This window comes from Thalassospira sp. GB04J01 (genome assembly GCF_000751115.1).
GTDB classification, from domain to species: Bacteria; Pseudomonadota; Alphaproteobacteria; order Rhodospirillales; family Thalassospiraceae; genus Thalassospira; species Thalassospira lucentensis.
Map to the genome: position 1 here is coordinate 180,390 of NZ_CCDX020000008.1, position 14,230 is coordinate 194,619.

At 53.1% G+C, this 14,230-nt stretch carries 12 protein-coding genes and 1 tRNA gene; 8 read left to right on the top strand and 5 right to left on the bottom strand.

The features are described 5' to 3' along the window. The first annotated feature begins 22 nt into the window (after nt 1-22). The 8 genes from AMM48_RS06005 to AMM48_RS06040 all read left to right on the top strand — a co-directional run bounded on the left by AMM48_RS06005 (nt 23) and on the right by AMM48_RS06040 (nt 8,453). Nucleotides 23-853, top strand: a complete 831-nt coding sequence (locus tag AMM48_RS06005) for a DUF3100 domain-containing protein (protein ID WP_102783327.1) — start codon at nt 23-25, stop codon at nt 851-853. A 2-nt stretch (nt 854-855) separates the two neighbouring features. Further along, nucleotides 856-1,344 (top strand): hypothetical protein, encoded by a 489-nt coding sequence (locus tag AMM48_RS06010; protein ID WP_102783328.1) that lies wholly within the window; start codon nt 856-858, stop codon nt 1,342-1,344. Nucleotides 1,345-1,453: 109 nt separating this feature from the next. Continuing rightward, nucleotides 1,454-2,638, top strand: coding sequence for a M20 aminoacylase family protein (locus AMM48_RS06015; RefSeq protein WP_102783502.1), 1,185 nt, complete (start codon nt 1,454-1,456; stop codon nt 2,636-2,638). Between the two features lie 79 nt (nt 2,639-2,717). Next, nucleotides 2,718-3,341: a DJ-1/PfpI family protein gene (locus AMM48_RS06020; protein WP_102783503.1), complete on the top strand. Its 624-nt coding sequence runs from the start codon at nt 2,718-2,720 to the stop codon at nt 3,339-3,341. A gap of 173 nt (nt 3,342-3,514) precedes the next feature. After that, complete coding sequence (locus AMM48_RS06025) at nt 3,515-5,230, top strand: tetratricopeptide repeat protein (protein ID WP_102783329.1); 1,716 nt, start codon at nt 3,515-3,517, stop codon at nt 5,228-5,230. 21 nt (nt 5,231-5,251) lie between these two features. Further along, a complete protein-coding gene (locus AMM48_RS06030; RefSeq protein WP_102783330.1) occupies nt 5,252-6,181 on the top strand; it encodes a 4-(cytidine 5'-diphospho)-2-C-methyl-D-erythritol kinase in 930 nt (309 codons plus the stop codon). Nucleotides 6,182-6,259: 78 nt separating this feature from the next. Continuing rightward, nucleotides 6,260-6,334 (top strand) — tRNA-Gln (locus AMM48_RS06035). A gap of 205 nt (nt 6,335-6,539) precedes the next feature. Further along, complete coding sequence (locus tag AMM48_RS06040) at nt 6,540-8,453, top strand: ATP-binding protein (RefSeq protein WP_102783331.1); 1,914 nt, start codon at nt 6,540-6,542, stop codon at nt 8,451-8,453. Nucleotides 8,454-8,462: 9 nt separating this feature from the next. Here AMM48_RS06040 and AMM48_RS06045 read toward each other — a convergent pair whose 3' ends face one another. The 5 genes from AMM48_RS06045 to thrC form a co-directional block, all read right to left on the bottom strand. Continuing rightward, complete coding sequence (locus AMM48_RS06045; protein ID WP_102783332.1) at nt 8,463-9,509, bottom strand: sensor domain-containing diguanylate cyclase; 1,047 nt, start codon at nt 9,507-9,509, stop codon at nt 8,463-8,465. Between the two features lie 183 nt (nt 9,510-9,692). Continuing rightward, complete coding sequence (locus AMM48_RS06050) at nt 9,693-10,436, bottom strand: copper homeostasis protein CutC (RefSeq protein ID WP_102783333.1); 744 nt, start codon at nt 10,434-10,436, stop codon at nt 9,693-9,695. A gap of 1 nt (nt 10,437) precedes the next feature. After that, nucleotides 10,438-11,364, bottom strand: a complete 927-nt coding sequence (locus AMM48_RS06055) for an ROK family protein (protein WP_244271129.1) — start codon at nt 11,362-11,364, stop codon at nt 10,438-10,440. Between the two features lie 119 nt (nt 11,365-11,483). Then, nucleotides 11,484-12,743, bottom strand: a complete 1,260-nt coding sequence (locus AMM48_RS06060; protein WP_102783334.1) for a pitrilysin family protein — start codon at nt 12,741-12,743, stop codon at nt 11,484-11,486. 47 nt (nt 12,744-12,790) lie between these two features. Continuing rightward, on the bottom strand, nt 12,791-14,188 hold the full coding sequence (thrC, locus tag AMM48_RS06065) for a threonine synthase (RefSeq protein WP_102783335.1): 1,398 nt from the start codon (nt 14,186-14,188) through the stop codon (nt 12,791-12,793). Between the last annotated feature and the right edge of the window lie 42 nt (nt 14,189-14,230).

Below are 14,230 nucleotides of genomic sequence, written 5' to 3' on the forward strand. Positions count from 1 at the left end.
GTATTGTCAAGGAGACAGGGAAATGAATGCGCTTCGGGGGCAAATGGAGCTATGGAAGCTTCATCTGGCCGTTATTATCATCGGCGTGATTGCCGAACTTATTGGTATTCGTAAAATTCCGCTTGGAATTGGTGCGATCCTTCTTCTGCCGCTGCTTTATGCCTTTGTCATGGCAGCCCTTATGAATCCGAATGTGATGCCGAAATTCGGCAAATTCATTCGCGAAAAAGAAGTGAAGGCAGCCTCTCCACTGATCGTTATTGCGATCATGCCGTTCATTGCAAAATTTGGCACAACGATTGGCCCGGCAATTGAAACCATCATAGAAGCTGGCCCCGCACTTCTGCTGCAGGAACTTGGCAATCTGGGCACCATCGTTCTGGCCTTCCCGCTTGCGGTTTGGGGCCTAAAAATGGGCCGTGAAGCAATTGGCGCGACCTTCTCGATTGCGCGTGAGCCGAACCTTGCCATCATTGCGGATCGTTATACGCTCAAAAGCCCAGAAGGTACGGGCGTGATGGGCGTTTATGTCATTGGCACGCTGTTTGGGACATTCATCTTTGCCATTCTGGCGTCGCTTTTTGCCAGCAGCGGATTGTTCGACCCCCGCGCCCTTGCCATGGCATGTGGTATCGGCAGTGGCTCCATGATGGCGGCCTGTACCGGTGCGCTAAGCGAAGCTGTTCCGGCCATGAAGGATGAAATCCTTGCCCTTGCCGGCGCCAGCAACCTTCTGACTTATGCGACAGGGCTGTATGCCGGGCTATTCATCGCCCTGCCAATTGTTGAGAAACTCTATAACGCAACCGCGGGCAAACGTGATCTTGCCTCCGCCCAAAAGAAGGAGGCTTGATCATGGCTGATAGCGTCGTTGCAAAACAAACCACACGTCCGAATATCAACCTTGTTGATCATGCCGCCACTCTTTTCATTGTCTGCCTTGTTGGCCTGATCATGAACACGGTTGGCCCGGCTATCCCGCTTGCTGATGGGTTTGCAGGCATGATCGTGATCTATCTGATTTCGATGGTCGGTCTGATCCTAACCCGGTTCTCACCGTTCTATCTGCCAAGCGTTGCTTGGATTTCTCTGGTTGGCATTGTCGCCACCCTGCCGTGGACGCCGGGTTCGGAATGGATTGTTGAACAAGCAAAATCAGTTAACTTCCTTGCCCTTGCAACCCCGGCTCTTGCCTATGCTGGCTTTGCAATTGCCAAGAAGGAAATTGAGGTTGCCAAGCATTCCGGCTGGAAGCTGGTCATTATTGCCTGCCTTGTTTTCTTTGGCACCTATGCCGGTTCCGTGCTGGTTGCCGAGGGCATCCTGCGCCTGCAAGGCATCTAATGCTGATCTGATCTAACCTATCCTTTCACCGGGGTGTTTCAGTCTCTTGGATGCCCCGGTGAAGATTGCCTTAGATTTTTCGTACCTGTTTCAAAGATCGAGTATGCAGATGACTGTTACCTCGCCTGCCCTTCATCCTCGTGCCACCGAACTTGTCGATGAGTTTATTGCGTGGCGACATCATCTGCATGCCCACCCTGAGACGGCCTTTGAAGAAAATCTGACCAGCGCCTTTGTTGCCGATAAATTGAAATCCTTTGGCTTGGATGTCACCAGAGGTATCGCCAGAACCGGTGTTGTTGCAACACTTCATGGCAAGAAAGGTTCAGGCAAACGTATTGGTCTTCGTGCTGACATGGATGCGCTTGATATCCATGAAACCACCAACCTTCCCTATGCCTCGAAACACCCGGGTAAAATGCATGCCTGTGGCCATGACGGCCACATGGCCATGTTGCTGGGGGCTGCAAAAATTCTGGCCGAGAACCCCGATTTTACCGGCACGGTTGACTTCATATTCCAACCCGCCGAAGAAAACGAAGGCGGCGGCCGCGAGATGGTCAATGAAGGCCTGTTTGATCGTTATCCGTGCGATGCGGTCTATGGCATGCATAACTGGCCGGGACGCGATGTCGGAACCATGGCGATGAAGCCCGGTCCAATGATGGCAAGCTATGATGTGTTTGAAATTGTCGTCGAAGGCAAAGGCTGCCATGCCGCCATGCCCCATCTGGGTCGCGATCCGATCACAGCAGCGGGGCAGGTTTTGCTTGCCTTGCAAACCATCGTGGCGCGCAACGTCAATCCGTTGCAAAGTGCGGTCATTTCCCCGACCCAGATTTTTGGCGGTGACACTTGGAATGTGATTCCTGATACCGCAACCATTCGCGGGACAGTACGCACATTCGATCCCGCCATTCAGGACATGATCGAAAAACGCCTTGCGACAGTGGCTAAATCGACCGCAAACGCGTTTGACTGTCAGGCACGCGTCTCCTATCAACGGCGTTATCCGGCAACCATTAACAGCGAAGCCCAAACCGGCATCGCGCAGGCCGCCGCAGCCAAGGTGATTGGTCTACAAAATATTGACACCAATCCCGAACCATCAATGGCAAGCGAAGATTTTGCCTTTATGCTCAAGACAAAGCCGGGCAGCTATGTCTGGTTGGGCAACGGCCCGACCGATGGTAACTGCCTGCTACACAATGCGGCCTATAACTTCAATGACGATGCCATTCCATATGGCGTGACTTTTTGGATTGCACTGACCGAAGAATATCTTTCGGCTTGACGCCAAAGAAGATTTCCCTTGCCCAAGACACAATCTGAGCGTTCAATACATGCCCTTTTTTAGCAGCGGTCAGAACGCCATGAAGATTGCAATCGTTACACTCGATGGTTTTAACGAGCTTGACAGTTTTGTCGCCCTGTCGATTTTGAACCGGGCAAAGGCCGATGGTGTTTGCGCTGAAATCACCGGCACGGGTGAAACCGTTACGTCGATGAACGGTGTGACCGTTACCGTTCAACAACCGCTTTCTTTTGTTGCTAAGGCTGACGCTGTTTTGTTTGGCAGTGGCATTCACACCCGCGATCAGATCAATACGCCTGAATTGATGGCAAAGCTTTCACTTGATCCGTCACGTCAATTGATCGGCGCACAATGCTCCGGGGTTTTGTTCCTGCATCGTCTTGGAATTCTGCCCGCCACCATTACGACTGACACCAAAACCCGCCCCGTTCTGGCCCGCACCGATGCCGTCATAGAAGACCGCCCGCTTGTCGCACAGGGCAATATCGTGACCAGTGGGGGTTGTTTGTCGTCAAGCTATCTGGCCGGCTGGATGTTGGCCAAACACGTCGGGATCGATAAAGCCATCTCGATATTGGAATATGTCGCACCGGTTGGTCAGAAATCACAATTTGCCAAACAGGCGCGCGACATCATCAGCAAACAGCTTGATATCCCTGCAAAACGCCCGCTTTACTGCTAGTCACAGCATATCGGCACCGGCTATCGGTTAAGAACGTTGCCAAAGACAGCTTTACGTTGTTGCAAATGCTTTGCCTTATAATTGCCGACTGAGTAGGCTACCCCTGAGATTCAATATGGCACTTGTTAGAATGTAGCGATGCCAAACCCGAATTGCGGATGCAGGATAAGCCTTTGAAACGTCAATTGTTACACATCATCATTCCGATGACGGCCCTTGCACTGTCGGCCTGTGGCACCATGCCAAAGGATAGCGGGCAGGTAGAATTCGAATATCCGCAAAGCGATGGTTTCTCGGGTAACTTCCTTGCTGGCAAGGCCGCACAGATTGAAAACAGCACCGATTACGCCGCAAAATATCTTTTGCGTGCGCATGAGCTGAACACCGACAACAAGGAACTGCGTCGTCGTGCGTTCCTTGCGCTGATTTCAGATGGTCGCATTGCCGATGCCGAAGACATCGCACGTCAGCTTTACGCCGAAAATCCGGAAGACCTGTTTGCCGTCATGGCAGTCATGGATGCCGACATTCAAAATAATGACTTTCAGGCAGCACTGGATGTTGTATCGGGCTTGCCGCAGCGTGGCATCAACGCCCTGATCTCCCCGCTTGCCAAAGCATGGCTATATACCGGGCTTGATGCCAAGGAGCCCGCACTTGCAGCGCTAAATGAAATAGAAGGCAATGGCGCGCTTAACCCGCTTTCGGAATACCACCGCGGCCTGATATTGGCATATTTCGATGATCTCGACGCTGCCGAACGCGCGCTTGCCAGTGCATATGGTGATCCGGCCGACGCCCCTTTGCGCGCAGCCGAGGCACTTGGTGCTGTTTATGAACGCAAGGGCCAGACACAAAAAGCCGCCCTTCTATATGCAAGTTATATGGATCGTCATCCACAATCGCTGGCGATGCCCTACCACCTCAAACGTCTCGAACGCGGTGACCCACCGCTTGCGACCGTTTTGACACCGGCATCGGGTCTGGCAGAAGCTTACTTGGATATTGCAACCCTGCTCAGTCAGGAAAATGCCGTTGATCCATCGCTTTTGCTGGCACGCTATTCCCTGTCGTTGCGACCGGGGGATGACATCACCCGTTTGCTCGTCGGTGAGGTCATGGAAATTCAGGGACGCTTTGACGCCGCCGTTTCGGTCTATGGCTCAATCCCCGATACATCCCCGCACAGCTGGAACGCAAAACTGCGTATCGCGTCCAGCCTCGAACAGATTGGTCAGGCCGATAAGGCTGTCGATCTGCTTAAGAACATGGTCAATGAACGCGACAGCCGCCCGGACGCCCTTATTCAGCTTGGCGATATCCTGCGCATTCAACAGGACTTTGCCGGGGCGGCTAGCGCCTATGACAAGGCAATTGCACGACTTGGTGGTGACAGTCAGGTCGGCTGGCGCCTGTTGTATCGTCGCGGCATCGCACATGAACGTGCAGGCTTCTGGAAAAAGGCGGAGTATGATTTCCTGCTAGCGCTCGAACTTGAACCCGAACAGCCATACGTTTTGAATTATCTCGGCTATAGCTGGGTTGATATGGGCATGAATTTCGATCAGGCCGAAGACATGCTCAAACGCGCGGTCGAATTGCAGCCTGATGACGGCTACATCGTCGATAGCCTCGGCTGGGTTTACTATAAACTTGGCCGCTTTGATGATGCAGTGACGCAACTCGAAAAAGCAGTCGAACTTAAACCCGATGATCCGACCATCAATGATCACCTTGGCGACGCCTACTGGCAGACAGGACGCTATCACGAGGCCCGCTTCCAATGGCATCGTGCGCTGTCTTTCAACCCGACAGAAGAACTGCGCACCACAGTAGAAGCCAAGCTCAACGGCCAGGTGCCAAGCACAGACCCGATTGTCGTAAACTGACCGTTTGGGAAGAAACACCCGATGTCCGCGACCTATAGCCAGCAGGCTCCAGCCAAGATCAATCTGTTCCTGCATGTCACCGGCAAAAGAGACGACGGCTACCACCTTCTGGAAAGCCTCGTCTGCTTTACAGCCACAGGGGACGTTGTAAGCGGTGAGCTTCGTAATGACGGCAAGATTACCCTTGCCGTCACTGGCCCGATGGCTGACGCCCTTTCAAACGACCACACCAATGACAACCTTGTCGTTAGGGCTGCACGTCTTTTACAGGAAGAAGCCAATACCGAACTTGGTGCGGATTTGATCCTTGATAAACGCCTGCCTGTTGCATCTGGCATCGGTGGGGGCTCTGCCGATGCGGCCGCAGCCATACGCCTTCTGTATGAGATGTGGAACCTTGATCTGGATGGCGACCGGCTTTCTGCGATTGCCTTATCGCTTGGTGCGGATGTTCCAGTTTGTCTTCATGGCAAAGCGACCCTGATGTCGGGGATTGGCGAAAAACTGACCGAACTTCCAGATTTACCCCCCTTGCCGATTGTCCTGATCAATCCGGGAAAGCCCGTTTCAACACCGGCTATTTTCAAAGCACGCGAGGAAGACGGATTTAGTGACGAAGGCCTGTGGAACATTCACACGCGTTATGAAAGTGGTGCCGCCCTTGCGGCGGATCTTCAGGAATGCGGAAATGACCTCACACTTGCCGCGACATCAATCCTGCCTGACATCTGTGATGTCTTAAATGCCATGGCACGCGAAGAAGGCTGTTTACTGGCGCGCATGTCAGGATCGGGGGCAACCTGCTTTGCCATTTATGACACCGCTACACAGGCAGAAAAGGCGGCAAACGCCATCGCGTCGCAGCACGAAAACTGGTGGATTGTTCCCACCGAAATCCGTTGTGAACAGTCCCAGATTTTGTCAAATATCGGCGCATCCTTTCCAGACTGAGATATAGATAAAAAAACCTTCAAATAGAGGGTTGCGCTCTGGCGACGGGAACGCTATTTTCCGCGCCACACACGCTGATGGGGCGTGGCCAAGTGGTAAGGCATCGGTTTTTGGTATCGTGTACCGTAGGTTCGAATCCTACCGCCCCAGCCAAGACAAACCGCTTTGAGGTTTTCCTCAAAGCGGTTTTCTTTTTGTCTGTTGGCCGAGCACCTGCGCACAAAGTATCGAAATGCGCGTGACAGGCCCCATATCAACACTGTAGCGTTTAACATCTTACCGACTTGATCTGTCACCTCATGCAACCCGCGTGAGCCTTAAGCCTTTGCGCAAAATCGATATTTTCCAGGAAAACCGAATGACAAACGGGGAACAAGATACGCAGACAGGCCGGCCCCTATTGCTGCGCCCGCGAGACGTAATTGTCCCTTTTCGTCGCCGTATCATCGTTGCCACGGTTTTGATGCTTGCCGTGATCATTGGCGATGGCTTTGTTGAATATTACACGCAAAACACCCGCAATGAGGCAGCCCTTCAAATCAACATGAGCGGCCGCCAGCGCATGCTCAGTCAGCGCATTAGCGGGTTCACCCAATCACTGGCACGCTACGATTCGGTCCCGGCAACAGAAGAAAGCGAAATCCGATCAGCCTTGGCGGACGCCATTGATCTGATGGGGCGCGCCCATCTGGCTCTCACCCATGGCAGCGAAGAACTTGGTCTTGCCGCCCCATATGGTGAAATTCGACAGCATTACTTTGATGGAAACCCATCACTGGACATGGAAATTCGGGATTTTCTGGATGCTGCTACCCGGGTCCTCACGCATACGGAAAATCAGCCGGGGATTTCAGACGATGTCGAAGCCATTCGCAAAGCCGCCTTCAAACCGCTTTTAAGCAAACTCGACAAAGCCGTTCAAATTTATCAACGGGATGCGGAACACCACTTAAAGATAAGTCAGCAGGTCTCGCTTTTCATGGGATTCTTGTTGGTTGCCAGCATCCTTGTTGTGATGTTCGCAATCGTCTGGCCAATGATCGCCGTCATCCGCACAAGTCTGCATCAGTTTGCTGACGAACGGAATCGTGCGAACGCCGCCAGTCAGGCAAAATCGGAATTTCTGGCAACGGTAAGCCACGAAATCCGAACCCCGATGAACAGCATCCTTGGCCTTTCGGACCTTCTGGCAAAGGGTAAAATGTCGGGCAACTTGCAACGGTATGCCGTGCTGGTGAATGAGTCGGCAAAATCGCTGATGGCTATTCTGAATGATGTTCTTGATTTCAGTAAAATCGAAGCGGGGCACCTTGGCGTTGAAACCATCACATTTTCCCCGCGTGACGTTGTCTACGACACAGTTGGCAGCTTTGGCAGCACAGCAGCGGAAAAGAAATTGTCGTTAAAAACCGTAATTGCCGAAGACACCCCGCAGCTTATTCAGGGCGATCCGACAAGATTGCGACAGATCCTGACAAACTTTATCGGCAACGCCCTTAAATTCACCGAGGAAGGATCCGTTACCGTCACCCTGCAACGCAGTGACCGTTTATCCGAAAACTGGGCCGAACGCGTTGTCTTAAGGTTTGAAGTTGCCGACACCGGCATTGGCTTCGCCCCCGACAAGAAGCAATACCTGTTTGAAGCGTTCAGCCAGGCCGATCAAAGCACGACACGGCAATTTGGCGGCACAGGACTGGGGCTTGCAATTGCCAAACGCCTGACAAACGCCATGGGTGGCGAAATCGATGCCACATCATCACCGGGCAAAGGGGCAACCTTTTGGGTGGATTTACCTTTCTCCCCTGTGGAAACCGCTCTTAAATCCGATCCTGACCTTAACGAGTTTGGTCCGGGGTTGGATAAAGCTGTGCATTCACAATCCAAGTCGGAACCTGTGTCAGACGACCTGATCAAGGTTCTTGTCGTCGATGACAAGGAACTCAACCGTATTGTGTTGGGCGCCTTTCTGGACACCAGCCAGTATCAGGTAAGTTATGCCACCAATGGCAAGGAGGCGGTTGATATGGCGATCAACAACGCCTTCCACCTGATCCTGATGGACGCACAGATGCCGGTGATGGATGGTACAGAGGCGATGAATGCCATCCGTCTGTCGGCTGGTCCATCCCAAAATGCGCGGATTATTGTTGTCACCGCCGATGCACTTGAACAGGCACGCGAACGCTATATCTCAGCAGGATTTGACGGCTACCTTGCCAAACCAATCACACAGGAAACTCTGGCAAAAACAATCAAGGATGCAGGTTAACGGCAGTTCCTAACGATCATTTTGCAACTTGGTTACGTTACGTCCGGCCTGTTTTGCCTCATACATCGCAATATCAGCGCGTGAAACAAGACTGTCCAACGTATCGTCGGCCTCGGCAATCCCCAACCCAATGCTCATCGTCAGCTCAACACGGGCATCTTCTGCCTGAAAATCACTTTCACGCACCCGGTCACTCAGACGCTGAAGGTATTTAAGCGCCCCGGCGGCACCGGTTTCCGGCATCAGGATCAGGAATTCTTCATCGCCCCAACGCGCAATGACGTCGGTTTCGCGCATCATGTCCGAGGATACCTTGGCAAACAGCCGGAGTGCTGCATCACCAGTGGTATGACCGTAATTGTCATTGAGCTCTTTGAAGTCATCGAAATCCAACAATCCGATGATAAGCGACTTACCATATCGCTTAGCCCGTTCGAGTTCCTTGGTCAGACAATTTTCCATATAACGACGGTTATAAAGTCCGGTCAGCGGATCGGTCGTGGCCAGACGTTCAAGCTCGGTTCGGGCGACTTCAAGTTCGCGAAGATCACGACGTCTTGCGATTTCATTGCCAACCCAGGCTGCGAACAACCGTACCAGTTCGATGTCCTGACCGGTGAATGGTCGGGTTGGCTCCGGGCTTGAAAAGTTCAATGTGCCAAAACGTACCCCGTCAGCAATGATCGGCGCGCCAAGATACGCTTCGAGTGCAAAGTTTTTATAACAGGGATGGGTTTGAATTTCGCTGTCGGCAACATGGTGAAAACCGCGTACGTCATCGGCTTTAACCACATGACTGCAATAGGTATTCTCAAGCTCAAAGCTCATACCGGGTTTAAGGGCATCTTCGGGGTGAATGGCCTGTTGAACTTCGTATGTTTCATCGTCGATCTTGCTGAAAATCGCAATCGGCAACCCGAAATGCTCAGCCCCAAGACGCAATATCGCATCCACACGCTGTTCAAAATCAAGTTCACCAGACGACGTGATACGATGCAACCGACTAAGCGCTTGTTCAGCAGCGACCTGACCGGCTGCATGTGTGTCGGTTGACATGACTATATCCACTCCAAAATAAGATGCCGTTTCCACCGAAAGCGCCTTACATGAAGGCAAACCCTATACGCTGTACTGGCAGTGTTTTGTTCACAATTTTCGCACGATCTATACCATAGCATAAACCAATACATTTCAATGCGAATAGCTTTATATCGACGCCATGACAAACTTGGTGGATGGCTAACCCAAACGACCTTCGGCGCGACCATTCATGACGTTGCGCAACGTGGAAACCCGCACAACATCCACGCACGTTCGGCCATCATCTAGCATATCCGTCGTCACCGTCTTACAGGATGCGTGTAGCTCCGTCGCACCTGTAACTTCAAGTATTTCGGTGGCATTTGACGCACTGACACCAGCTCCCGGCAATATGACAATCCGTCCGGCGGCATCCTTGATCAACGCAGCGATCTGTTTTGCACCCGATTTTGCATCGGGTTTCCCCCCACTTGTCAAAATACGATCAAAGCCAATTTCAATCGCCTGCTCTAGGGCGTACCGCTGATTGGGCACATCGTCAAACACGCGGTGCAAGGTGGTTTGCAAACCTGCACATTCTGACATCAAGTCGGAAAGAACCGACACATCAAGGTGCGCATTCCGATCACAGGCACCAAACACCACCCCCGCAGCCCCACTGTCGCGCGCAATCGCAATTTCGCGCTTCATGATCGCAACGTCTTCGGGTTCGCACCAAAACCCGCCCGGCCGTGGCCGGATCATAACCATACAAGGTGCTGGAATGTCGTTCAGCCGTGCTAACGCACCCGGTGTTGGCGTTAACCCGCCAAGGGCCAGTGCGGAACAATATTCGATCCGGTCTGCACCGGCCTCGACCGCACGCATCGCATCGGTGAAGCTTTCAACACACACTTCAAGCAACGGCGCATGTGCCTGTTTTTCCTTGTTTGTCGAACGCATGCTATTGGCTGCCTTGCGCATTGGCGATCACGTGCAGCATTGCCGCCCCGCGAAGGCCCCCGTCGCGGCTGTAACGGCCCGGAACAACCAGCGGCGCATCATAGCGCCCCAGCACGCGCTGACGGACCATGGTATCGATTTTGGCAATCAGGCTTTCTTCTGACGCGATCCCACCCCCAACCGGCACGCAATCGGGATCAAGAACATTGACCATCAAGGCCAACTCACGCGAAACAAGATCGCAATAGATTTCAAGACTGCGCGTTGCATGATCGTCACCGGTCCGCCACGCATCGGTAATCTCGAAACTGGTGGTGCGGTTGCCACTGATTTGTGCGTGGATGTTTTCCAGTCCCCGCGCCCCGCCCCAGGCATCAAGACAGCCGGTATTGCCGCAGCCACAGGCTACCGGCGCCAATCCATTGCGGATCAACCCACCGGTGACATCATTCCCATGTCCCCACTCGCCGCGAATGCCGCTGCGCCCACCAATAAAATGCCCATCAACGACAATGCCGCCGCCAACCCCGGTCCCAAGGATGATGGCAAATACTGTCCGGGCATTCTTTGCCACCCCGGTTCGCGCTTCGGCCAAAGCAAAACAATCGGCATCGTTTGCCACCAATACATCGCGGTTAAGAATTGCCGAAAGCTCCACCGCCAGCAACCAGCCCTTGATCGCAGGGATATTGGCCGAAATCACAGCACCCGTTTGAGGATCAAGTCCGCCGGCAAAACTGATCCCGATGTTGGGGCGTTCGCCAAATTCGCCGTCCGCCTCATCAATCAACCCAGAAACAGCCGCAACGAATGCATCCCGGTCATGGGCCGGCGTCGGCGTTTTGCTGTGCGACAGGATGTCCCCGGCATCATCAAAGACACCGAATTCAATTTTCGATCCGCCAATATCAAACGCGTATTGCATCATTTCGGTATCCCGTTGCCATGGTCATACCGGAATACACGACCCGGCACGGGGCCGCAAAAAGAAACGGCACCTGCCCGTCAGGACAAGTGCCGTTATCTTCAATATCAATTCCGATGTGACTAGCCGCGAAGACGGGCTGTCAGCGTATCATATTCCGGCATTTTATCGACCGGACCAAGGGCGGTGATGGTCGGCTTGCCATCCAAAAGCGCCTTGCCTGCACGGCGAACACTTTCAAGGTCAACCGCATCGACCTTGGCAACGATTTCTTCCATACTTTGCGGACGACCGAAAATCTGGATCTGACGGGCCAAGGTTTCACAGCGACCGGAATTGCTTTCCATCGCCATGACCACTGACGCCTTAAGCTGCGCACGCGCACGTGTGACTTCTTCTTCGCTGAGGTCCTCGGTCGCGCGCACCAGTTCGTCACACATCACCGGCATCAGTTCGCCAATGTCATTGGCCCCGGTTCCAGCGTAGATCGAAAACAGGCCGCCATCGACGTAATGCGATGAGAAACTATAAACCGAATAGACCAAGCCACGCTTTTCACGGATTTCCTGGAACAGGCGCGATGACATGCCCCCACCCAGAAGCGTGTTAAACACCTGCAGGTCAAAGAAGCTGTCATGCGTATAGGACACCGTCGGCAGGCCCATGATCACATGCACCTGTTCAAGCTTACGGTTCTCGATCCGGCTGCCACCTTCGTATTTCAGCGGCTCGATCTCGTGTTCTTCATGTGCCGGAAGGCTGTCGAACTTTTCGGCCACCATATCGACAACACGTTGATGCTCAACCTTGCCAGATGCCGAAAACACCATGTTTTTCGGGCTATAGCGCCGTGACATGAAATCAAACAAATGATCGCGTGACAGCGACGACACATTTTCCGGACTGCCAAGAATGGACCGGCCCAGTGACTGGTTTGGCAGGGCTGTTTCCTGAAAATGATCGAAAATGATGTCGTCTGGCGTGTCGTTGGCCTGACCGATTTCCTGCAAGATTACCTGACGTTCGCGTTCCAGTTCCTTGGCATCAAGGGTGGAATGCTGAAGGATATCGGCAATCACATCGATCGCCAGTTCCTGATCTTCGTGCAGGACCTTACAGTAGTAAGCGGTGTTTTCGCGCGACGTATAGGCATTCATCTGTCCACCGACAGACTCGATTTCCTCGGAAATCTGCAATGCAGAACGACGACGGGTGCCTTTAAAGGCCATATGTTCAAGCATATGAGAGATGCCGTTAATGTCTGGCGTCTCGTGACGCGCACCAACATCAACCCAACTTCCCAAGGCCACTGACTCAACATGGTCAAGGCGGTCCGTTGCGACAATCATCCCATTGTCAAGCTGGGTAAGCTCGACTGTCATATAGCAGTACTCCTGTTTTTCATATCATGCCCCATGCTAATGGATTTTCAGGCCGCACGCCGATTACGACGGACATGCGCCATCAATGTTGCAACATCATTGGACATCGGTTCGACTTTTTCTGGTCGGTCATATAGATCAGAAAGACGCGGTGGCAAGTCCGGATAGATCCCCGACGCCTGCTTAACCGCATCAGGGAATTTCGCCGGATGTGCTGTTGCCAGTGCCACCATCGGCACGGATTTATCGCGATTGCATTCACGCCCCGAAACAATCCCGATCACGGAATGCGGATCCACCAGCTCACCGCTGGTTTCCAGCACATCCTTAATCGCCGCACGGGTTTGTGCGTCATCAAGACGATAACCGTCAAAATGTTCGCGTGCCCGGCCAAACTGCCCCTGCGACATTTCCATAACGCCAGTTTCACGAAATTTGGTCAACATCTCGGCCACGGCCAAACCATCGCGGTCATACAGATCAAACATCAAACGTTCGAAGTTTGAACTGACCTGAATGTCCATCGACGGGCTGAGCGACGGCTCAACGCCTTCCATCTTCATAACGCCACTTTCGAAAAAGCGCGCAAGAATATCATTGCGGTTGGCCCCAACCACAAACTGTTTGATCGGAAGCCCCATCTGCATGGCGGCATAACCGGCATAGACATTGCCAAAGTTGCCCGACGGCACAGAGAAGGAAATTTCACGGTCCGGCGATCCAAGCTGCGCGCCCGCCCAGAAGTAATAGGCGATCTGGCACATGATCCGCGCCCAGTTGATCGAGTTAACCGCCGACAGCCCGACCTCATCGCGGAACCCGTGATCATTAAACAGGGCCTTGACCAGATCCTGACAATCGTCAAACGATCCCTCAACCGCAAGGTTATGCACATTGTCCGACAGGACCGTGGTCATCTGGCGACGTTGGACTTCCGAAACGCGGCCTTTGGGATGCAGGATGAAGATGTCGATGTTTTCACGATCACGACAGGCCTCAATGGCTGCAGACCCGGTATCGCCGGATGTCGCACCAACAATCGTAATGCGCTCGCCACGTTTGGCCAGAACATAGTCAAACAACCGGCCAACGACCTGAAGCGCATAATCCTTAAACGCCAGTGTCGGCCCGTGGAACAGTTCCATCACCCAGTCGTTCGCACCAAGCTGCTTAAGCGGTGCGACCGCCGCGTGATCAAACCCGTTATAGGTATCGTCAAGAATGGCCATAAGCGCGTCATCCTCGACAGTGCCCGCGACAAAGGGCTGGATCACTTTAAAGGCAACCTCGGCATATGTCAGAGTGCGCAGGCTACGAATGTCATCCTTGGAAAAAGTTGGCCAGGTTTCGGGGACATAAAGACCACCGTCACGGGCCAGACCTGCAAGAAGAACTTCATCAAACTGCAAAACGGGGGCGCTTCCCCGCGTACTGACATAGCGCACTATACCTGCTCCTGAATTGGGCAATTACCAGTTCCGTGTATC